The sequence below is a fragment of the Sphingobium sp. DEHP117 genome (assembly GCF_030867385.1).
In the GTDB taxonomy this organism is placed as follows: Bacteria; Pseudomonadota; Alphaproteobacteria; order Sphingomonadales; family Sphingomonadaceae; genus Sphingobium.
The window spans coordinates 133,394-155,624 of record NZ_JAPFBJ010000001.1 but is presented as its reverse complement, the minus strand read 5'-3'; the positions used below and the strand labels follow the sequence as shown (position 1 = coordinate 155,624).

The window sequence follows — 22,231 nt, the reverse complement described above, 5'->3', positions numbered from 1 at the left end:
CAATATTGAGCGTAGCGCACGCGCCTCTTCACAGGGCGCACACGCTAGGCGGGTGTCCGAAACGACCCGCGTGAATTGGGAAGCCTCAATAAGCTTGCGCGAGGTATTGGCCGGTTCCGTCGCCTCAAAAAGGCCGGAGCGTTCACGCCGCCAATCGCAATTATGGCCATTTGGCCCGTTGTCGCGCAGGGCGGCATATGGCGGTGCGGCTCCAACAAAGCAAGCCTATTCGCTTGCCAAGCCATTTTCGCTTGAATCACTGAGGCATAATCGCCACATCGCGTTCATGCTCATAGAAACCGAAAAAACGCCCAATCCCGCCACGCTGAAGTTCCTGCCCGGTCGGGCCGTGATGCCGGCGGGCACGCGCGACTTTGCTGACGCCGAGGAAGCCGAAGCGTCACCGCTGGCCGAGGCCCTGTTCACCTTGAGCGATGTCACCGGCGTATTCTTCGGCGCGGACTTCATTTCGGTGACTATTGCGCCCGGCGGGGATTGGGTGACTACCAAACCCGACGTACTTTCTATCCTGCTTGACCATTTTTCGGCAGACATGCCGCTGTTCCGCGCAGGCACCGCCGCGGGCATCAGCATTCCTGCCGATGATGCGGACACCGGCTTCGCCGACGATCCGGCCGACGCCGAGATCGTGGAACAGATCCGCGAGCTGATCGACACGCGTGTGCGTCCTGCGGTCGCCAATGACGGCGGAGACATCGTCTATCGCGGCTTCGACAAGGGCAAGGTGTATCTGCGCATGCAGGGGGCGTGCTCCGGCTGCCCCTCCTCCACCGCGACGCTTAAGAACGGCATCGAACAGCTCTTGAAACATTATGTGCCTGAGGTAACGGAGGTCCTCGCCGTCTGATCCGCATTGCGGGCGGCGGATGAAGCGGCTAAGCGCCGGGCATGCGGGCGGATCCTGGGCGGCTTCTGGTAATCGATACGGCGAGCGAGGCGCTGTCGGTCGCGCTGTTCGAGGATGGCGCGCTTATCGGCCATCATCATGAAATCGCCGGGCGCGGCCACGCCGAAAAGCTTGTTCCCGCCATTGCCACCCTGCCTTACGGAGGCCGGGCGCAGGAGATTTGGGTCGATGCCGGGCCGGGTAGCTTCACAGGCATCCGCGTCGGCCTTGCGGCGGCACGAGCGCTGTCCTTCGCCTGGGGCGCGCATCTCAAGAGCTACTCCAGCCTGACCTTGCTAGCCGCGCAGGCGCAAGAGATGGAAACGCAAGAGGAAGTCCTGTCGATCGCGCTGACCGGCGGGCATGGCGAGTTGTTCTGGCAGCAGTTCCTGCGAGACACGCTGGAGCCGCTCGCCCCGGCAACATCCGTCCCCATCGCCGAACTGGCGGCCGCGACCGATTCACGGACAGTGTATGGAACAGGTGCGCAGACGCTCGTCACTGCGCGCGGGTTGGGCGAGGCGTGCCTTCTCTATCCCGATGCACGGGCGGCACTGACGCTACCGCGCGCGGCGATGAGCGAAGAAGTGACAGCCCACTACGGCCGCGGCGCCGACGCGGCCCTTCCCACCCCCGCGGCTGGTGCCTGAGATGGCCAGCCCGATCGGCGACATGCTGACCCTCCGGGAGTTCGACCGGCCTGACCACCGCGCCGAGGCGGGCGCTATGGCGGTAATGACTGCCGCTTTCGATCCGCGTTATGGCGAAGCATGGACCGCCTCCCAGCTTGCGGGGTTCATGAGCATGCCGGGCGTGACGCTCTTGCTCGCGCAGCTCGACCAGGCAACGCTGGGCTTCGCGCTGATGCGATGCGTGGCCGATGAAGCGGAACTATTGCTTATCGCAGTTGACCCGAAGTGGCGCGACCGTGGCGTTGGCGCCAAACTACTTGAAAACTGTGTCATTAAGGCACGAAAAGCGCAGGTAACGGTGTTGCACATAGAAGTGCGGGAAAATAATCGAGCCATCGATTTCTATAGGCGGGCCGGTTTCGAGCAGGTTCACCGTCGTCCGTCCTATTATAAGGGTAAGGACGGAACTTGCTATGATGCACTCAGTTACAGGCTTTCGCTATAAGACCCAAGTATCTGTTGCCATTGGGGGAAATTATCCTATATGGCGGACCCAATGACAGGACAACGCATCCTGTCTGAAGTGGGTCGCAACAATACATAAGGAGATAGTCATGGACGATAATGCCGCCAAGAGTGAAATGCTGATCACGCTCACATCCGACATTGTCGCGGCACATGTGTCGAACAACAGCGTGGCCGTTTCCGATCTGCCGCAGCTTATTCAAAATGTTCATACGGCGCTATCGTCGCTGGAAAACCCGGCTCCGGTGCCTGAGGTGAAGCCGGAACCAGCAGTTTCCATCCGTGCGTCGATCAAGCCGGACTATATCATCTGTCTGGAAGACGGCAAAAAGCTCAAGATGCTGAAGCGCCATCTGATGACGCACTACAAGATGACGCCGGATGACTATCGCGCCAAATGGGGCCTGCCCGCCGACTATCCGATGGTTGCGCCTAATTATGCCGATCAGCGGCGTTCGCTCGCCAAGAAGATCGGCCTCGGCAAGTCGCGCGGAGGCAAGGGCGGCAAATAAACGCCAATCCTGTCGGGTTTGAACAGGGAGCGGACGAGAAATTCGTTCAGCTCCCTTTTCATTTCTGGCGGACTGGCTAGACTGACGCCAAACCTGCAGTGTCGAAAGCCGTTCGAAATTTCATGCCGCGCAAGATAGACATAGAGGCGCTCTGCGCAGAAAAAGGCCTGCGAATCACGGAGCAGCGCCGTGTGATCGCGCGCGTGCTGTCTGACGCGGAGGATCATCCCGATGTCGAACGGCTGCACGAGCGGTCCTCGGCGATAGACCCCGGCATCTCGATCGCGACCGTGTATCGCACCGTGCGCCTGTTCGAGGAAGCGGGCATATTGGAGCGACACGATTTCGGCGATGGCCGCGCCCGCTATGAAGCTGCGCCCGAAGCCCATCACGATCATCTGATCGATGTCGAGACCGGTAATGTCATCGAGTTCGTCGACCCGGAGCTCGAGCAGCTTCAGCGCCAGATCGCCGAAAAGCTGGGTTTCCGCCTCGTCGATCACCGCATGGAGCTCTATGGCGTCGCGCTGGATCGCAAGAACTAGAAAAGCGCGCCTAGCGGCTTTCTTGTCGGCGGGCAGGCCTGTATAGCTGGGCCAATGACTCGTCCTACCACCCCAAAAACCCCGCGCACCTTCCACGTCAAATCCTTCGGCTGCCAGATGAACGTCTATGACGGCGAGCGCATGGCCGAGATGCTGGGCGCGCAGGGCATGACCGCTGCCGAGGATGGGCTGAGCGCCGACATGGTGGTGCTCAACACCTGCCACATCCGCGAGAAAGCAGCGGAGAAGGTCTATTCCGACATTGGTCGCCTTCGGCGCGAGGATGGCAGCCGCCCGATGATCGCCGTGGCGGGCTGCGTTGCGCAGGCCGAAGGGCCGGAGATTACGCGGCGCACCAAGATGGTCGACATCGTAGTCGGCCCGCAGGCCTATCACCGCCTGCCCGAGCTGGTCGACAAGGCCGTGCGCGGCGAAGAGGCGCTCGATACGGACATGCCCGCCGCCTCCAAGTTCGGCGCCCTGCCCGGCCGCGCCAAGCAGCCCCGTCCCACCGCCTTCCTCACCGTGCAGGAGGGCTGCGACAAGTTCTGCACCTATTGCGTGGTGCCCTACACCCGCGGCGCGGAGATCAGCCGCCCGTGGGACGCGATCCTCGATGAGGCGAAGGCGCTGGTCGATGGCGGCGCCAAGGAGATCACGCTGCTGGGGCAGAATGTGAACGCCTGGGGCGATGACACCGGGCGTGGACTGCATGATCTCATTCGCGCGCTGGACCGGGTCGATGGCCTCCAGCGCATCCGCTATACCACCAGCCATCCCAACGACATGACAGACGGCCTCATCGCCGCCCATGCCGAGGTCGAAAAGCTGATGCCCTATCTCCATCTGCCGGTTCAGTCCGGGTCCGACCCGATATTGAAGGCCATGAACCGCAGCCACACACGCGACAGCTATCTGCGCCTGCTCGACAAGGTGCGCACGGTGAGGCCGGACATAGCGCTCTCCGGCGATTTCATCGTCGGCTTTCCAGGCGAAACAGACGCGGATTTCGAGGCAACCATGAGCCTGATCCGCGAGGTGGGCTATGCCTATGCCTTCAGCTTCAAATACTCACCCCGACCCGGCACCCCGGCCGCAGAAATGGCCAACCAGATCGCGCCGGAACTCATGGACGAGCGCCTCAAGCAGCTTCAGACGCAGATCACTTCGGATCAGCTCGCGTTCAACCAGCGGACCGTGGGCAAAAGCTGCCCCGTGTTGATCGAGAAAGCCGGGCGCAAGCCGGGGCAACTCGTCGGCAAATCGCCATGGCTGCAATCGGTGCATGTCTATGCCGAAGGCGCGCAGATCGGCGACATGGTGAATGTAGAAATCGTTTCGGCCGGCCCCAACAGTCTGGCCGGAGAATTAGTACAACAGAAAGAGGCTGCATGACGAACCGGACTGCCCGCTGATGGCCAAGAAGCAAACGCAAGCCGAAGCGGGGGACCGCGCCCGTCTGGACATCAATTTCGACAAGCCGCATCTGCTGGGCGCCGTATTCGGCCAGTATGACCAGAACCTCGTTGCCATCGAAAACAGGCTCGGTGTCTATATCGGCGCGCGCGGCAACCGGGTGCAGATAGAGGGCGAGGCCGAGGCCGCGGCGCGGGCGCGCGATGTGCTGATGGGCCTCTATAACCGTGTCGCCAAGGGGCAGGAGATCGATCCCGGCGCGGTCGAGGCGGTGATCGCCATGTCTGCCGAACCGACGCTGGACGGCATCATCCGCCATGATGTCGCGCAGCCGCCCAGCATCATGATCCGCACGCGCAAGAAGACGATCGTGCCGCGCAGCGCGACTCAGACCCGCTATATGGAAGAGCTGGCGCGGCGCGACATTATCTTCGCGCTCGGCCCGGCGGGCACCGGCAAGACCTATGTCGCGGTGGCGCAGGCCGTGAGCCAGCTCATCACCGGCTCGGTCGACCGCCTGATCCTCTCGCGCCCGGCAGTTGAGGCCGGTGAGCGGCTCGGCTTCCTCCCCGGCGACATGAAGGAGAAGGTCGATCCCTATCTCCGTCCGCTTTACGATGCGCTCTATGATTGCCTGCCCGCCGAGCAAGTGGAGCGGCGCATCGCCAGCGGCGAAATCGAGATCGCGCCCTTGGCCTTCATGCGCGGGCGCACGCTTGCCAACGCGTTCATCATTCTGGACGAGGCGCAGAACACGACCAAGGCGCAGATGAAGATGTTCCTCACCCGCTTCGGCGAGGGCAGCCGCATGGTCGTGTGCGGCGATCCCAATCAGGTCGATCTGCTGCCGATGGCTGGCGGGTCAGGGCTTGCCGATGCGGTGGAACGATTGGAGGGGGTCGACGGTATATCGGTGGTGCGGTTCGGCGCGGCGGATGTGGTGCGTCACCCCATCGTCGGGCGGATCGTGCAGGCTTATGAGGGACCAGACGCCTGATGTTGGACATAGCGCTTTCGGGCGAGGAGAGTTGGCCTGCCGAGGCGGACTGGCGCGCGCTGGCGCAGCGCGCCGTGATCGCTGCCTTTGCGCAGACGCCGCATGACGAACTGCGCAATGCCAAGGTCTGTGTGGAGCTGTCAGTCAAGTTGACTGACGACGCGGAAGTGCAACATCTCAACGCCGCCTATCGCCACAAGGACGCACCGACGAACGTGCTCTCCTTTCCGATGGTGCAGCAGGATTTGCTCGAAACCCTGTCCAACTCGGATGACGGTGAGGTGCTGCTCGGCGATATCGTGCTGGCGCGCGAGACATGTGCGCGCGAGGCGGAGGAAAAAGGCATCCCCTTCGCGGACCATGCCACCCATCTGATCGCGCATGGCACTTTGCATTTGCTCGGCTATGACCATATGAATGAGCATGAGGCGGAAGAGATGGAGGCGATGGAGGTGAGCGCGCTTGCGACCCTCAACATAGCCAACCCCTATGCCGCTCCAACAGGGGACCAGGTGGAAAATGGCTGACGATAGCCCGTCCGGCACCAAGGAAGCGGACAGTAGTGGCGCCGCCGCCAGCGAAGGCGGCAGTATATGGCGGGGCATCAAGTCCCTGCTGTTCGGCAATGATTCCGATCACACACTGCGGCGCGAGCTGGAAGAAGCGATCGACGAATATGACGAGGAAACCGGCGAGGAGCCGGGCCAGCGCGTCAAGGGTGACTTGTCGCCGCTGGAGCGGCAGATGCTTCGCAACCTCCTGCATTTCAGCGAGCATACGGTGGACGACGTCGCCGTGCCGCGCGCAGACATCATCGCGATCGAGGAGAGCGCGAGCTTCGCGGACCTCGTTGCGCTCTTCACTGACGCCGGGCACAGCCGCATCCCTGTCTATCGCGGGACGCTCGATACCATCGTCGGCATGGTGCATATCCGCGACGCCTTCGGCATATTGGCACGCGGCGAGGCGCACCCCAAGACGCTCGAACCACTCATCAGACAGCCGCTCTATGTCCCTGAAAGCATGGGGGTACTCGACCTTCTCGTCGAAATGCGCGCCAAGCGTACGCACCTTGCGATCGTGCTCGATGAATATTCCGGCACGGAAGGGCTGCTCACCTTCGAGGATTTGGTCGAGGAGATCGTCGGGGACGTCGAGGATGAGCATGACGACGCGCCCGAGGAGATGCTCGTCGCGCTCGAGGACGGCCTGTGGGAGGCAGATGCACGCTCCGAACTGGAGGACGTGGCGGAGCGGCTCGACTCACGCCTTGCCGATGTCGAGGAAGACATCGACACGCTGGGCGGCCTCGCCTTCATCATTGCCGGGCAGGTTCCGGCCGTGGGGGAGATCCTCCTCCACCCCGAAAGCGGCTGGCGGCTTGAGATCATCGCGGCGGACAACCGGCGTGTCACCCGCCTGCGCCTGCATCCCCCTATACGCGAGCATGTTCTCGACAAGGACTGACCGGCGCATTTTGCGTTCGCCACCCCCCGTGTCTATAGAGGGCCGATGCCAGATCAACCGATGCGTGTTGCGCTGTTCAGCGGCAACTATAATTATGTGAAAGACGGCGCCAATCAGGCGCTCAACAAGCTGGTCGGTTATCTGCTCCGCCAGGGCGTGGCGGTGCGCGTCTATTCGCCGACGACGGATACGCCCGCGTTCGAGCCGGAGGGCGATCTGGTTAGCGTGCCGTCATGGCCGATCCCACGCCGCCCGGAGTATCGCTTCTCGCGCGGGCTCACGCGGGCCGTGAAGCGGGATTTGCGTGCTTTCGCGCCCACGCTCATTCATGTCTCAAGCCCCGACGCGCTCGGCCACGGCGCGCTCAATTACGGGCGCCAGCATGGTCTGCCGGTCGTAGCCTCGGTGCATACGAGGTTCGAGACTTATCCGCGCTATTACGGCCTGGCCTTTCTGGAGCCGCTGGTGGAGGCGATGTTGCGCCGTTTTTACCGTCGTTGCGACGCAATAATGGCGCCGTCGGAGACTTTGGCGCAGATGTTGCGCGAACAGCGCATGAGTTATGACGTAGGCGTGTGGACGCGCGGCATCGACGACAGCATCTTCACGCCGCAAAATCGCGATCTCGCCTGGCGCGCCGCAATGGGCATCCCCGCCGACCTGCCGGTGATCGGTTTCATAGGCCGTGTCGTCATGGAAAAAGGCCTAGACATATTTGCAGATACGATCGCCGAGCTACAACGCAGGCAGGTACCGCACCGTGTAATGGTAATCGGCGAAGGCCCGGCGCGGGGCTGGTTCGAGCATCGGCTGCCGGACGCGCGCTTCCTTGGCTTTGTCACCGGGCCCGAGCTTGGCCGCGCGGTCGCCAGCATGGACATGCTGTTCAACCCTTCCGTCACCGAGGCGTTCGGCAATGTTACGCTGGAGACGATGGCCTGCGGCCTGCCAGTGGTGGCGGCGCAGGCGACAGGCAGCGACAGCCTGGTGCGCGACGGGGTGACCGGCCGCCTGATCCGCCCCGGCGCGGTCGGGCAGTTTGCCGACGCGCTGGAGCAGTATTGCACCGATCCCGACCTACGCGCGCGCCACGGCGCGGCAGGCCTCGACCTCTCCAAACGTAACCGGTGGGATGCCCTCAATCAGGCGATGCTCGATACCTACTCCCGCGTCAGCGCCCAACGGCGCAGCGGCGCACTAATTAGCCGCAGCCCGGTGCCGTAACGCGGTACCCAGCTGGCAGTCGCCTTACCCGATCCGCGCAAAGGCGGCGGCCCCGGCAGGCGTGGTTGGTAGCGCTTGCTCCACTTGCCCTGATAGGAGAGCGGAGCCAAGCGCCCCGGGCAGACCGGCGCTGTCACCGAGAATCGCCTCCATGCTGCGCACGCACAGCCCGACCTTGTCGTCGGCGAGGCCATAAAAGACCTGCTTCGCCTCGCGGCGAGTCCTCACCATCTCGGCGCGACGCAGTTCGGCTAGTTGCTGGCTGAGCGCGGGCTGGCCAATCCCTGTCGCTATGTCGATTGCGCCCACCGTCTTCTCCCCCCGCAGCAGGCAAGAGAGTATCATCAGCCGCTGTGGCTGGGCGTAAACCTTGAGCTTCTCGGTTGCGGCATCGGCAAGCGCCCGGCTCTGATAGAGCGCGCTCATGGCGCAGCCACCCGCCGGCAGAACCAGTCTGCGGCGTCCGCGTCCCCCGCCGCTCTCGCCGGCGGCAGCAATACAGGCTCGCCCGGCTGCCAGCCCTCGGGAGTCAGCACAGTATCGCCTGCTGCGCACTGAAGAGCCGCAACCATTCGCAGCATTTCTTCCACCGAGCGCCCGACATTGTGCGGATAGGTCGTGATCGCGCGAATGACCCCTTCTGGATCGATGAAATAGGTGCTGCGGATGGCGGCGCTATCGCCCGCGCGTTCATCGATCATCCCGAACGCGCGGCCCACCGCCATGCTGGGGTCCTCAATTACAGGAAAACCAATCGTGACGCCAAAAACCTCCCGGATCGCGCGTATCCAGGCCAGGTGCGAAAACAGGCTGTCGACCGACAGGCCGAGCAAGGCGCAGCCGAGCGCGGCGAACCGGCCAGCAGCCTGTGCGAGCGCGACGAATTCGGTCGTGCAGACCGGCGTGAAATCCGCCGGGTGAGAGAAGAAGACCAGCCATTTTCCGCGAAACTGCGATAATTTTATGTCCCCTGCGGTGCTGCGTGCGCCGAAATCCGGCGCGCAATCGCCGATGCGCAGCGGCGGCCTGCTGTCCATTGGGTACTCATCCTGCATGCGTGATGCTCTTTCATAATCGCCATTAGGGCGCTCTTGACGCGCCCACATTAATCAATTACATATTTTATGTAAATATGTAATTTTAGGAGCTTCTCATGAGCGACACAGCCCTTGCAACCGCCTCCGCGCAGGTTCGCGCGGCGCAATCCGGGGCTCCTGTGATCAAGGCCTTTTTCGACGAGCCGACGTTCACCGTCTCCTATGTGGTGCATGACCCCGAAACCCTCCGGGCGGCAGTCGTCGACAGCGTGCTCGATTATGATCCCGCATCGGGCCGCACCTCCCGCGCGTCGGCCGACGCGATCAGCGCCTATGTCAAGGGCGAGGCGCTCACCGTTGACTGGCTGCTCGAAACCCACGCGCATGCCGATCATCTCTCCGCTGCGCCCTACCTTCAAAAGGAACTGGGCGGCAAAATCGCTATCGGTGAGCATATCGCCACGGTGCAGCAGGTGTTCGGCGCCGTCTTCAATGCGGGGCCGGAATTCAGGCGCGACGGCTCGGACTTCGACGTCCTGTTCGCTGATGGCGACACATTCAAGATCGGCAATTTGGATGTCACGGTTCTGCACGTGCCGGGCCATACGCCCGCCTGCATTGCCTATGTGATCGGCGACGCCGTCTTTGTCGGTGATACCATGTTCATGCCCGATTATGGCACGGCGCGGGCGGACTTTCCGGGCGGCGACGCGCGCAAGCTCTATCAGTCGGCGCGCCGCCTGCTCTCGCTCCCGCCCGATACGCGGCTATTCATGTGCCATGACTATCTGCCCGAAGGGCGGACGAACTATGCCTGGGAGACGACGGTCGAGGCCGAGCGAAAGGCAAATATCCATATCCACGATGGTGTGAGCGAGGATGAGTTTGTCGCGATGCGCGAAGCGCGGGACAAGACGCTGGCGATGCCGAGGCTGATCCTGCCATCGGTGCAGGTCAACATGCGCGCCGGACATATGCCGCCGCCCGAGGATAATGGCATGACCTATCTCAAGATCCCGGTGGACGCGCTGTGATACCGGTCTTCCCTCACGCCATGCCGGTCGAAGGCTTTGTGGGCGGCCTGATGATCGGGCTGGCCGCAGCGATCATGCTGTTGGGGCTGGGCCGCATTGCCGGCGTGAGCGGTATGGCCGCGCGCGCAACAGGGCTAGCTGATACCGGGGCGCCGCGCGTTGTAGCGGGCGCCTTCATCCTTGGCCTGCCTCTGGGCGCACTGATCGTATCGCTGTTTACCGGAGGCGTTGTCACGCGCTTTCCCGACTCCCCGCTCCCGCTCATCATCGGCGGGCTTCTGGTGGGATTTGGCACGCGGCTGGGATCGGGCTGCACCAGCGGGCACGGCGTGTGCGGCATGTCCCGCCTGTCCCGACGATCCATCTTCGCCACGGCAGTGTTCATGGGCGCGGGATTTGCGACCGTGGTCGCAATGCGCGCGGGAGGTGTATTGTGAACCGCGCTGGGGTCGCCCTGATCGCGGGCCTGTTGTTTGGCGCGGGCCTGGCCTTTTCCGGCATGGCCGATCCGCAGCGGGTGCAGAGCTTCCTTGACCTGTTCGGCAACTGGGATCCGACCTTGGCCTTCGTCATGGGCGGGGCGATGATCCCGATGGCGATAGCATGGGTCATCCAGCGTCGCCTCGACAAGCCCTTTGCCGACGCACATTTCGATTTGCCGGGTACAAGCAGGATCGACGGCAAGCTCGCCGTTGGCGCGGTTCTGTTCGGCATCGGCTGGGGGATCAGCGGCCTGTGCCCAGGGCCTGCGCTCGCCGATCTGGCAATCGCGCCCGGCAAGGCATTGATCGTCGTTCTGGCGATGCTGGGGGGAATGATCGCGCATCGGATAGCCACTCGATAACAGAACGGACCGAAAATGGATGGTGAAGCCGCACAGGATCGGACGCTGATGATGAACGGGCTTGCTCGGTTTCTGCCGGTTCTCGACTGGGGGCGACGGTATAAGAGCGAGACCCTGACCAACGATCTGGTCGCGGCGGCGATCGTCACGATCATGCTGATCCCGCAGAGCCTCGCCTATGCAATGCTCGCGGGCCTGCCCCCCGAAATCGGGCTCTACGCCTCGATCCTGCCGATCATCGCCTACGCGCTGTTCGGAACGAGCCGGACGCTGGCGGTGGGGCCGGTGGCCGTCATATCGTTGATGACGCTGACGGCAGCGAGTGACATCGCGCCGCCGGGTAGCCCGCAGTTCATCGCCGCTGCGATGGTGCTGGCGCTGCTCTCTGGCCTGATGCTGGTCCTGATGGGGGTGTTGCGGCTGGGGTTCCTCGCCAATCTGTTGTCGCACCCGGTCGTATCGGGCTTCATCACCGCCTCCGGGCTGATCATCGCCACGAGCCAGCTAAAGTCCATTCTGGGCATCAGGGCGAGCGGCGAGGCCATGCCGGAATTGCTGCGTACACTGTGGCAGAATGTTGGAGCGACGAGTCTGCCGACGGTGGTGATCGGCGTGGCGGCAACCGCCTTTCTCTATTGGGTTCGCAAGGGGTTGAAGCCGCTGCTCATGCGCATGGGGCTCGCCGCCCGCCCCGCTGATCTGATCGCGAAAGCCGGACCAATCGCCGCCGTCGCCGTTTCGACGCTGGCGGTGATCGCGCTCGATCTGGAAGCGCAAGGCGTCAAGGTGGTGGGCGCGATTCCGCAAAGCCTGCCGCCGTTCACCGTGCCGCTATTCAATGCGGACCTGTGGCAGCGACTGGCCGTGCCGGCATTGCTGCTCTCTATCATCGGCTTTGTCGAGAGCGTCTCGGTCGCGCAGACGCTCGCCGCCAAAAAGCGCCAGCGCATCCGCCCGGATCAGGAGTTGATCGGCCTTGGCGCGGCCAACATCGCGGCGAGCCTGTCTGGCGGCTATCCCGTGACTGGCGGATTTGCGCGCTCGGTCGTCAATTTCGATGCAGGTGCCGAAACGCCAGCAGCGGGCGCCTTTACCGCGATGGGGATCTTGCTCGCGGCGCTGTTCCTGACGCCGCTGCTCGCCTCGCTGCCGATCGCAACGCTGGCCGCGACCATCATCGTCGCAGTGCTCAGCCTGGTCGATTTCAAGACTCCCGCCCATGTGTTCCGCTATTCCAAACCGGATTTCGCGGCGATGATGGCGACGGTCCTCGTCACCCTGCTGGCCGGGGTCGAGCCGGGCGTAATCGCCGGTGTGGGCTTGAGCCTGGCGCTGTTCCTCTGGCGCGCATCGCGGCCTCATGCCGCCATTGTCGGGCGCGTTCCCGAAACCGAGCATTTCCGCAACGTCAAGCGGCATAAGGTCTTCACCGATCCGCGCATCCTCACCATCCGCATTGACGAGAGCCTCACCTATCTGAACGCCCGCTGGCTGGAGGACTATGTGCTGGAGGCAGTGGCCGAGCAGCCAAGGCTCAGGCACCTGATCCTGATGTGTTCTGCCGTGAACGCCATCGACGCCTCCGCACTAGAGAGCATCGAGGCGATCAACCATCGCCTCGCTGATGCCGGAGTAAAGCTTCACCTCTCCGAGGTAAAAGGCCCGGTGATGGACGCGCTGGAACATTCGGCGCTGCCAAGCGATCTTACCGGGCAGATCTTTCTTTCGCAGAACGCGGCGTTCACCACCGCAATGGCTTTGGCGGATGCGGAGGACGCGGCGCAAGGGCCATCCGACCTCTGGCTTGCAAGGGGGATGATATAACGCAGCGCGCTCTTGCCGTATCGTGGGGCGTCGCGCGTTGCTCCCCTCGGCTGCGGTGAGTCTGCTGCGCCCTGCTGCACTCCGCCGCAAAGATCAGCAACCCACCTTCCCTTCCTCTGCCAAAGCCCCTAAACGGCTGGCCCGATGCCAAGATATATTATCGCCCTCGCCGCGCTGGGATGCGCACTGCCTGCCGCCGCGCAGGAAAACAGCACTATCGTCGTATTGGGTGGCGTGCTCCCGCTCCCGCCCGCGACACCGGCTTATGGCTCGGTCACGATCGACCGCGACCGTCTGACGAACAGCGCATCGGGGCGGATCGAGACGATATTGGCTGACGTTGCGGGATTTCAGCAGTTCCGCCGCTCCGACAGCCGCTCCGCCAATCCTTCGGCACAGGGCGCGACGGTGCGGGCGCTGGGCGGCAACGCTTCGAGCCGCACTTTGGTGCTGCTGGACGGCATACCCGTCGCCGATCCCTTTTTTGGCTATATCCCCTTCAATGCGCTGGTGCCGGAGCGGCTCTCGCTCATTCGCATCACGCGCGGTGGTGGCGTCGGCGCGTTCGGCGCGGGGGCGGTGGCGGGCACGATCGAGCTCGCCAGCGCGACGCGCGCAGACCTGCCGCTCCTCTCGGCGAGCGCCTTTTATGGCAGCCGCGATGCGAGCGAGCTGTCCGCCTCCTTCTCCCCCAATCTGGGCGCGGGGTTCGTCTCCATCTCAGGCCGGTGGGATCGGGGCGACGGATTCTGGACGACGCCGGAGAACCAGCGCGTAAGCGCCAGCGTGACCGCGCGTTACGAAAGCTGGTCCACCTCCGTGCGCGCGGCCGTGCCGCTGCGCACCGATTTCGAGCTGCAGGCGCACGCAACCGTGTTTCGCGACGACCGCACCCTGCGCTTTGCCGGGGCCGACAGCCGCAGCGAGGGCATGGACGCCAGCATCCGCCTTATCGGACGGGGTTCCTGGCAGGTGGATGCGCTCGCCTATGTGCAGGCGCGCGATTTCGGCAATGTTGTGATCAGCGCGACGAATTTCCGCAAGACGCTCGACCAGCGCAAGACGCCGTCCACCGGCATTGGCGGCAAGATCGAGCTGCGCCCGCCAGTCGGCAAGGCCCATGTGCTGCGCATCGGCGCGGACACGCGCTATGCTACCGGCGACATGTATGAAGATCCCTATAGCACCGTCACCGGCCTTGCGACCGCGCATCGCCATGCGGGCGGCGACCAGACCACGACGGGCTTCTTCATCGAGGACGACTGGACCTTGGGCCGGCTGATCCTGACCGGCGGCGCGCGGGCGGATCGCTGGAGCATCCGCAACGGGTTCAACGACAGCACCAGCCCGGCGGGCGTGCTGACCCATATCGGCTATGTCGACCGCAAGGACTGGAGGGTGAGTTTTCGCGGCGGTGCGCTGCTGCGGCTAAGCGAGGCGGCAAGCGTCCGCGCCGCTGCCTATACCGGCTTTCGCCTGCCGACTTTGAACGAGCTTTATCGCGGATTTGTCGTGTTTCCCATCACCACACAGGCGAATCCCGCCCTGAAACCGGAGACGCTCAAGGGTTTTGAAGCGGGTTTTGACGTGAAACCGGCGGGCGGCGTCACGCTTTCGGCAAGCGCCTTCTTAATCCACGTGGAAAAAGCCATTGCCAACGTCACCGTCAATACCACAACGCGCAGGCGCCAGAATGTCGATGCGATCGTGGCGAAGGGTATAGAGCTCAATGCCAGCGCGCGGCGGGGCGATGCCTCCCTCTCCGCGAGCTATGCCTATACCGACAGTAAGGTCAGAGCGCCGGGGCAGCAGTTCGACGGCTTCCGCCCGGCGCAAACCCCCGCCCATGCGGCGAGTGCTACCCTCGCATGGGCGCCCGCGCGCGGCCCGTCACTCTCCGCAACCCTGCGCTATGTCGGCAAGCAATATGAGGACGATCTCCAGACCGACGCCCTGCCGGGCGCGCTCACTGTCGATGGCACCGCGAGCCTTCCGCTGGGGCATGGCGCATCGCTGGTAGGCCGGGTCGAGAACCTGTTCGACAAGGCGGTCATTACACGCAATGCGGGCGGCTCGATCGATCTCGGCACCCCGCGCACGATCTGGGTCGGAGTGCAGTTCGCGCGTTAGAGCGGCGTAAACGGCTCTCCGCTATTTCGTCGCGTTCTGGACGGCGATGATCGGATAGACGACTGACGCGATGATGTTCACGAACTTCTGCATATCCGCGAGCGGCGCGTTCGACACGTAGAGCACGTCCCTGTTGCGGATCGGGAAACCCTGTGCGATGAAGAAGGTCGCCGGGTTCTTCATATCAACACGATAAATGACCGGGATCTTGCCATCGGGCGTCGTTTGCGCGCCGTTCGCAATCGCGGGATCGAGCGCGGACGGTTCCTCAAGCCGGAAGACGAATACGCCCTTCACATCGGCGCGCTGATCCTGCAGACCGCCGACCCTGCCGAGCGCCTGAACCAACGTAATACCGGTGCCCTCGAAGTTGATTTCGGCATTGGTGCCTGTCGCACCCAGGGCCGTGAAGCTGTAGGGCTGGAACAGGGCCGTCACCACATCGTCGGGTTGGAGGCGGATATTCTGCTGCGGGTCCTTGATGACGGCCTCTAGCGGCAGCGACGCGACCTTCTCTCCGCGGGTAATCTGGATCGTCGTCTTGCCCACAGGCTGCTTCACACCGCCCGCCGCAGCCAGAATGTCGAGCAACCGTTCACCCTTGGCGGTGAGGGGCACGCGCGCGCTGTTCGTAACATCGCCGACAATGGTGACGTTCGACGTGGCGTTGCGCACGAGCCGAATGATCACCTGGGGCTGATGCGCCATGCCCTTGAGGCGCCCCGCGATATCACGCTCTATCTGCTGCGGCGTGCGCCCAGCAGCGGGAATGGAGCCGGCGAACGGGATGGTGATGCGACCATCGCTGTTCACCATCTGCTCCGGCAGCGAGGTTCCGCGCGCGGTGGAGCTGGATGACGAGAGCCGCGCGTCTCCGCCGGCCGCTCCGAACAATGCGGCGGGCGGCGCTTCCCAGATTGCTATGTCGAGCACATCACCCTTGCCGACAATTGCCCCCACCGGATAGCCATCGCCCAGAGCTTCCGAAAAAAGCGCGGAGCGACTGCTGGCGATCACCTGACGTGCAACAGCGTCGGTCACGTCGACAATCTTGATATCAGCGTTGGCAACGGCCTGGTTTTCCGCGCTTTTTACCGCTCGCGCCGAAGGTCCGGAAGATGTACATCCAGCCAGCGCAACGGATAGCGGCAGGGCCCAATATAATCCGGAACGCATCCATCTGTGTGCCTTAGAATGGAATATAGCTGTCATCTTGAGCCCTTGAGGAAACCTGTCACCAATCACCACTCTTGCCGGCACTTCGTACTTCCGCTCGGTGCGGCTCTGCCAATGCCATCGACCGCGCGCAGTTCTCTATAACTGCAGGCGGGCGTTTGTCACTCTTGAATACATCTGTGGGCGCGATGACATCGCCCGGCGTAACAGTCCTGCCTCATGCGTGCGCCAAAGGGCATGCGAATCAGGAAACGATCGGGACCCGCAAATTCTACCAAACCAAATATCGCTGTTGGCTTATCGCGTTGAGGTGGATAGGCATGCGGCTGCGGACGATTACTTCAAGGGGCATATCCATTCTTATGACGACCCATTCCCACATCTATCCCGTCATTCTCTGTGGCGGCTCGGGCACACGGCTGTGGCCGCTGTCTCGCAAGAGTTTTCCCAAGCAGTTTGCAGAGCTGATGGGCGAGACCAGCCTGTTTCAGCGCGCCGCCACCCTTGCCTGTGGCGAAGGCTTTGCTCCGCCGCTGGTGGTAACCGGTGACCCCTTTCGCTTCATCGTGCTGGAACAGCTTGACGCAGTGGGGCAAAAGCCCGCTGCCGTGCTGATCGAGCCGGACGGGCGCAACACCGCGCCCGCGGTACTCGCCGCCGCGCTCGCGCTTGCGCAACAGGCGCCCGACGCGCTGATGCTGATCCTGCCGTCCGATCATCTGATCCCCGACGCGGGTGCCTTCCGCGCAACAGTGCGCGCCGCCGCCGGGAGGGCGGATGCGGGCGATCTCGTCACCTTCGGGATCGAGCCGACGCGGCCCGAGACCGGCTATGGCTATCTGGAGCTGACCGACCCGGCGGCCCGCTCGGCAGCCGAGCCACAGTCGCTCGTCCGCTTTGTCGAAAAGCCGGATGCGGAGCGCGCGGCAGAGATGCTCGCCTCCGGCCGCTATCTCTGGAACGCGGGGATTTTCCTCTTCTCCGTAAGCGCTATCATCGAGGCCTACCGCGCCCATGCGCCGGAATTGCTGGACGCCATCAGCGCCGCGGTAGAAACTGGCGCCACCGATCTCGGCTTCACCCGCCTCGGTGCGCAGGCCTGGGGCAGTGCACAGGCGATCTCGATCGACTATGCCATCATGGAGAAGGCCTCGAACCTCGCCGTCATGCCCTTTTCCGCTGGCTGGTCAGACCTTGGCGACTGGAAGAGCGTATGGCAGGAAAGCGGACCGGATGCGCAAGGGAATGTCTGTTCGGTGCAGGCGACCGCGATTGATTGCAGCAACACGATGCTGCGCTCTGAGGCGGGCGGGCTTGAGCTCGTCGGCATCGGGCTGGAGGAGATGATCGTCGTCGCCATGCCGGACGCGGTGCTGGTGGCGCCCAAATCCGCGAGCCAGCGCGTGGGCGAGGCGGTGAAGAGCCTCAAGGAGCGCGGCATTAGGCAAGGCGAGGCGATGCCGCGCGACATGCGCCCATGGGGCTGGTTCGAGAGCCTCGCAGTCGGCAACGGCTTTCAGGTGAAGCGCATTGTCGTCAATCCGGGCCAAGCGCTCTCGCTCCAGAGCCACACCCATCGCGCGGAGCACTGGATCGTCGTCGGCGGCACTGCGCAGGTGACGATCGGCGATTTCAGCAAGCTGGTGAGCGCGAACGAGTCCGTCTATGTGCCGCTGGGCGCGGTGCACCGGCTCGAAAATCCCGGCAAGATCCCGGTCGAGATGATCGAGGTGCAGACCGGCGCCTATCTCGGCGAGGATGATATCGTGCGCTATGAGGACCGGTACGCGAGGAGTTGAAACGGCCTAGAATCAGTTATCACAGGTCAGCACTAACATCTTGCGGCCTGAGCTTCCTTCAATTTAGTCTTTCAGTTATGCCGTATGGGTTACCAGAAATACAGGACTAAGCGCTTTGAAATCTTGTTAAAATTTTTCCAATCGCCACCGTTTTATAGGTTACAGCGAAGTATTTCGTCTCGATATTGGACATGAGACTGGCATACACAGTTGCCAAAAACATCAATTGCTCTCTAGATCAATCTAAAGTTAACCTTGAGTCGAAATCTAGGGGAAGAGATTATGGGCACGTTCACCGGGACAACAGGTAATGACACTCTTAATGGCTCCAACGGCGATGACACGCTGGACGGTGGCCGTGGCGTTGACGTCCTTAACGGCAATGACGGGAATGATGTATTTCTGCTCGACGCCGTGGATGGATCTGGAACCGGGCCCTATGACCAATTCAACGGCGGCAACGGCACCGATACTCTGCAATTGCAGCCCTCGCCCCTAGTTCTGACTGGTCCGTACACCCCGGTTGGCCTGTACCTGCTCCAGAATGCAACATTTTCTTCAATCGAAGGCATAGACTTCAATTCCACGGTCACTTCGGCGAGATGGGCTATCCTGACCACTACTCAAATTGCGGCTGGCTTTTCAAGTAATTTGCAGCTTAAAGGTGGCGCAGGATCGGACGTGCTCGTTTTGACAACTGGTGCCGCCGGTTCTTATACCATGCCTAGCTTCACGAAGACGAACTGGACCATTGACACTACGGTCAATGGATTACCCACACTAAATGATTCCGTGGTGCTTCAGGCTGTCGGAACGGGCAATTATACATTACATGCAACCGACGTGCACACCGGCTTGGAAGCGCTTGCAGGTAGCAACGACCCCAACGGCAGAGACACTTTGCTCGGCGGCTCCAGTCAGGATGTGCTTATCGCTACGGCTGGAAACGACACTCTATCGGGCGGCGGCGGCAACGACTTTTTTAATGTCATTAATTCACCCAGCCAGTTCAATACCTATTCTACCTCCTCTTTCGATGGCGGCACAGGCATTGATACCATGTCGTTTGGCGGCTACGTGAATTTTCTGGGCACGGTCTCGTCGATTGAACAGATACGGCTTCTACCGCCTCAACAGCCTTCAAATTTGGGTGCCAGTTTCCAAGCGACCATTTTGGATATCACCGAAACCGTTGCAGACCAATTTAATGTAGGTCTGATCGAAGGTACTGGCTCAATCTGGTACACGATGGAGGGGAATAGCTTCGACGCTAGCCCGATTCAGATTGCGGCGGGCTCTGCCATAGACTTCGAAGTCTATGGCACCTCCGGCAATGACAATATAATCGGTTCGGCCACTACAGACTATTTGTACGGCGATATTGGCAACGACACGATATCAGGCGGTGCAGGTGACGATATTCTCGAAGGCGACGACGGCAACGACGTTCTAACAGGCGGTAGCGGCAATGATATATTTGCCGCAAGCTATGGCAATGACACCATAATGGACTTCACGATCGGCCAGGATCTTATTGCTGTCCCTGACGTCGTCGCGAATTTCGACATGCTCAAGCCATTCCTGAGCCAGGTCGGCGCGGATACCGTGCTAAGTTTTCCTTATGGAGGTGTGCAACACAGCCTGACGATAAAAAATACACAACTCGCATCATTGTCGCAGGCATCTTTCATTGCAAGCGGTGGAAGCTCCGACGATCCGGGGACTGGCAGTGACGACACGTATTTTGGTAGTGATTTCGGCGATCTATTTGATGGCACGGGCGGCAACGACCTTATCTTTGCTGGTGCGGGCGGGCCAGATCAAATCACAGGCGGCACAGGCAATGATACTATTGTTGTAACTGGTTCGGAGCCTAGCGTTGGAGCCCAAGGGCAGCCCATCCTGCCCTTTGCAAATAGCTCATTCGATGGCGGCACCGGAACCGATACACTACGTATTTCCGCCTTTGGAATACCAACACAGGACGTTCCGCCGTTATATACTGTGGATTTGAAACAGTCGACGATATCTGGGTTCGAGCAACTTCAGTTTGAAGCCAACGCTGGAACAATGATCAACGTTTACTTCACCATGGCGCAGATCACGAATAACGCAGGACTGACGGTCACTGGAAGCGTCGGCCAAGACATCGTCATAATCAATGCACCGACATCCGGCACCTTCGCTATGCCAAACATCACTAGGAACAATTGGAGCCTTGATCTCACACCTGCCACGAGTTCATCCCAGGTGTTGAACTCGGATATCATGGTCCTGTCGGCAAACGGATCTAGCGGGTCGACCCTACAAGCCAACACGAACCATAGCGGAGTCGAGTATCTTTTTAGCATTAGTGGCAATGATATCTTGCTGGGCGGCAATGATACAGAATTTCTGAACGGCGGCGTTTCCGGTGCTGATCAACTCTCAGGCGGCGGCGGCACCGATGTGATGATAGTCAGTGAAATTTTTTCGGCCATAGGGCAAGGGAATTATTCTGACGATTCGTTCGACGGCGGAACGGGGATCGATTACCTTCAGGTGACGGGCAACGTTAGTTTCGCTGGCACACTTACAAACGTTGAGGGAATATGGCTGGTTCCAGCCGCGGTCTCATCCAATCCCTCACAGCCCTCATTTAACGACGCCCAGCTAACGATTGACGCTGCGCACGCTGCGGCGTTTGGCGCGAATGCACTCTTGCGTGGCAAGGGCAGCGTGATTGTCAATGCGACATCTGCTGGTACGACTGATCTCTCTGGCTGGCAGTTTGAGACTGCGCCAATTACGGTGACCATCAATGGCTCGACGGGGAACGATACGATCAAAGGAACGTCTCATGCCGACACCCTTTCTGGTGGCGACGGCGATGACCGGGTGTACTGGGATGCCACTGACAATGGTGCAAACATCACGGGCGGGGCTGGTATTGATCGTCTTGTGATTAAGGATGGGATAGCGATCCCCTCGTTCAACTATGCGGCACAGGGTTTTGAGCTGCTGGAGATCGAGACCAACGACAATGCCGGCAACCAGAACTGGTCGCGCCAGATCCAGACCTATAATCTGTCGTTGCAGCTTGTCGACTACTCGACCCTTTATGACGACAACAGCCGCGTATCTGTGGTTCTGGATCCCGGCAATGCGAACGGGACTGCTCAGGTGGTGAGCTATTACGACACGCTGGATCGGCTGGTCCAGGTCGATCAGGTCAATGATGATGCCAGCCGGGTGATCTTCAACTACGACCCCGCCAATGCGAGCGCGCTGGCCTCACAGGGGCTGTATTTCGACAGCCAGAACCGGTTTGATCTGTGGGATCAGCTCTATGACGATGGCCGCCATGTCATCATCAACTATGATCAGGCCAATGCATCGAGCCTGTCGTCGGAGATCATCTATTATGATGCGCAGGCCCGCCTCGACCTGTGGGACCGCTATTTCGATGATGGCAGCCATCAGGTCATCAACTATGACGAAGCCAATGTGGACCCGCTCTCGTCCGAACTGATCACCTATGACACGCAAGGCCGGCTCGACCTGTGGGATCGCTATCTCGACAATGGCAGCCGGGTGCTGATCAACTATGATCAGGCCAACGCCACCGCCTTCTCGGTCGACCTCGTCTATTACGACAGCCAGAGCAGGATCGACCTCTGGGACCAGAACTACGACAATGGCAGCCGCGTGGTCATCGATTATGATCAGGCCAATGCGTCCGCCCTCTCCTCCAGCCTCGTCTATTACGACAACCAGGGCCGTCTCGACCGCTGGGACCAGAACTATGACGATGGCAGCCGCGTCGTCATCGACTACGACCAGGCCAATGCCTCAAACCTTGCCAACGAGCTGCTCTATTTCGACACCCAGGCCCGTATCGACCTGTGGGACCGCAACTATGACGATGGCTCCCGCATCCTCGTCGACTTCGATCAGGACAATACCCAAAGCTGGAACCAGCATGTACTCACCTATAACACTCAAGGCACGCTGGTGGGCGATGTGTTTGTTTAGCCAAGCATTCTATGCTGCAATCCTAAAGGCAATTCAGTTGATTGAAAAATGTTCGCCGCCTATGCCTAACTGCGTAGACGGGGGAACTATCCAATTATGATAAAGACAACGCGCTCGATCTTTCAAAGGCTGCGAGGCAAATCGCAAG

At 61.4% G+C, this 22,231-nt stretch carries 20 protein-coding genes; 17 read left to right on the top strand and 3 right to left on the bottom strand.

Translation table 11 applies throughout. The annotated features are described in order from the left end of the window. Positions 1-286 precede the first annotated feature (286 nt). From OOT33_RS00795 to OOT33_RS00750, 10 genes are all read left to right on the top strand, one after another. Positions 287-868: a NifU family protein gene (locus OOT33_RS00795; protein ID WP_307748070.1), complete on the top strand. Its 582-nt coding sequence runs from the start codon at positions 287-289 to the stop codon at positions 866-868. 41 nt (positions 869-909) lie between these two features. Then, positions 910-1,557 (top strand): tRNA (adenosine(37)-N6)-threonylcarbamoyltransferase complex dimerization subunit type 1 TsaB, encoded by a 648-nt coding sequence (gene tsaB, locus OOT33_RS00790; RefSeq protein ID WP_307748069.1) that lies wholly within the window; start codon positions 910-912, stop codon positions 1,555-1,557. 1 nt (position 1,558) lies between these two features. Next, the gene (locus OOT33_RS00785; RefSeq protein ID WP_307748068.1) at positions 1,559-2,044 is read left to right on the top strand and encodes a GNAT family N-acetyltransferase; all 486 of its coding nucleotides are present in this window, start codon (positions 1,559-1,561) and stop codon (positions 2,042-2,044) included. Positions 2,045-2,153: 109 nt separating this feature from the next. Then, a complete protein-coding gene (locus OOT33_RS00780) occupies positions 2,154-2,576 on the top strand; it encodes a MucR family transcriptional regulator (RefSeq protein ID WP_307748067.1) in 423 nt (140 codons plus the stop codon). Positions 2,577-2,698: 122 nt separating this feature from the next. Beyond that, positions 2,699-3,121, top strand: a complete 423-nt coding sequence (locus OOT33_RS00775) for a transcriptional repressor (protein WP_307748066.1) — start codon at positions 2,699-2,701, stop codon at positions 3,119-3,121. 54 nt (positions 3,122-3,175) lie between these two features. After that, positions 3,176-4,516 (top strand): tRNA (N6-isopentenyl adenosine(37)-C2)-methylthiotransferase MiaB, encoded by a 1,341-nt coding sequence (gene miaB / locus OOT33_RS00770; RefSeq protein WP_307748065.1) that lies wholly within the window; start codon positions 3,176-3,178, stop codon positions 4,514-4,516. A gap of 19 nt (positions 4,517-4,535) precedes the next feature. After that, positions 4,536-5,534 carry a PhoH family protein gene (locus OOT33_RS00765; protein WP_307748064.1) on the top strand — a complete coding sequence of 333 codons (999 nt, stop codon included), beginning with the start codon at positions 4,536-4,538 and terminating at the stop codon, positions 5,532-5,534. Continuing rightward, positions 5,534-6,061, top strand: a complete 528-nt coding sequence (gene ybeY / locus OOT33_RS00760) for an rRNA maturation RNase YbeY (RefSeq protein WP_307748063.1) — start codon at positions 5,534-5,536, stop codon at positions 6,059-6,061. The genes OOT33_RS00765 and ybeY overlap by 1 nt, the downstream gene beginning before the upstream one ends. Continuing rightward, complete coding sequence (locus tag OOT33_RS00755; RefSeq protein WP_307748062.1) at positions 6,054-7,001, top strand: transporter associated domain-containing protein; 948 nt, start codon at positions 6,054-6,056, stop codon at positions 6,999-7,001. The genes ybeY and OOT33_RS00755 overlap by 8 nt, the downstream gene beginning before the upstream one ends. Before the next feature lie 45 nt (positions 7,002-7,046). Beyond that, a complete protein-coding gene (locus OOT33_RS00750; RefSeq protein ID WP_307748061.1) occupies positions 7,047-8,225 on the top strand; it encodes a glycosyltransferase in 1,179 nt (392 codons plus the stop codon). Positions 8,226-8,249: 24 nt separating this feature from the next. On the opposite strand, the gene OOT33_RS00745 is transcribed toward OOT33_RS00750, so the two are convergent. Both OOT33_RS00745 and OOT33_RS00740 read right to left on the bottom strand, forming a co-directional pair. Further along, positions 8,250-8,651, bottom strand: a complete 402-nt coding sequence (locus OOT33_RS00745; protein ID WP_307748060.1) for a metalloregulator ArsR/SmtB family transcription factor — start codon at positions 8,649-8,651, stop codon at positions 8,250-8,252. Further along, a complete protein-coding gene (locus tag OOT33_RS00740; RefSeq protein ID WP_307748059.1) occupies positions 8,648-9,280 on the bottom strand; it encodes a peroxiredoxin in 633 nt (210 codons plus the stop codon). Before OOT33_RS00740 ends, OOT33_RS00745 begins: the two co-directional genes overlap by 4 nt. Before the next feature lie 98 nt (positions 9,281-9,378). Between OOT33_RS00740 and OOT33_RS00735 the strand changes: the two genes are divergently transcribed. The 5 genes from OOT33_RS00735 (at position 9,379) to OOT33_RS00715 (ending at position 15,094) form a co-directional block, all read left to right on the top strand. Continuing rightward, a complete protein-coding gene (locus OOT33_RS00735) occupies positions 9,379-10,296 on the top strand; it encodes an MBL fold metallo-hydrolase (protein WP_307748058.1) in 918 nt (305 codons plus the stop codon). After that, on the top strand, positions 10,293-10,733 hold the full coding sequence (locus tag OOT33_RS00730; protein ID WP_307748057.1) for a YeeE/YedE thiosulfate transporter family protein: 441 nt from the start codon (positions 10,293-10,295) through the stop codon (positions 10,731-10,733). The genes OOT33_RS00735 and OOT33_RS00730 overlap by 4 nt, the downstream gene beginning before the upstream one ends. Then, the gene (locus OOT33_RS00725) at positions 10,730-11,140 is read left to right on the top strand and encodes a DUF6691 family protein (protein ID WP_307748056.1); all 411 of its coding nucleotides are present in this window, start codon (positions 10,730-10,732) and stop codon (positions 11,138-11,140) included. Before OOT33_RS00730 ends, OOT33_RS00725 begins: the two co-directional genes overlap by 4 nt. A 15-nt stretch (positions 11,141-11,155) precedes the next feature. Beyond that, entirely contained in the window at positions 11,156-12,964 is a 1,809-nt protein-coding gene (locus tag OOT33_RS00720; RefSeq protein ID WP_307748055.1) for a sulfate permease, read from the top strand. Positions 12,965-13,108: 144 nt separating this feature from the next. After that, entirely contained in the window at positions 13,109-15,094 is a 1,986-nt protein-coding gene (locus OOT33_RS00715; RefSeq protein WP_307748054.1) for a TonB-dependent receptor domain-containing protein, read from the top strand. A 21-nt stretch (positions 15,095-15,115) separates the two neighbouring features. Here OOT33_RS00715 and OOT33_RS00710 read toward each other — a convergent pair whose 3' ends face one another. Further along, positions 15,116-16,135, bottom strand: coding sequence for a polysaccharide biosynthesis/export family protein (locus OOT33_RS00710; protein ID WP_307748053.1), 1,020 nt, complete (start codon positions 16,133-16,135; stop codon positions 15,116-15,118). Between the two features lie 497 nt (positions 16,136-16,632). Between OOT33_RS00710 and OOT33_RS00705 the strand changes: the two genes are divergently transcribed. Then, the gene (locus tag OOT33_RS00705) at positions 16,633-18,069 is read left to right on the top strand and encodes a mannose-1-phosphate guanylyltransferase/mannose-6-phosphate isomerase (RefSeq protein ID WP_307748052.1); all 1,437 of its coding nucleotides are present in this window, start codon (positions 16,633-16,635) and stop codon (positions 18,067-18,069) included. A 282-nt stretch (positions 18,070-18,351) separates the two neighbouring features. After that, on the top strand, positions 18,352-22,083 hold the full coding sequence (locus OOT33_RS00700) for a calcium-binding protein (RefSeq protein WP_307748051.1): 3,732 nt from the start codon (positions 18,352-18,354) through the stop codon (positions 22,081-22,083). Positions 22,084-22,231: the final 148 nt, after the last annotated feature.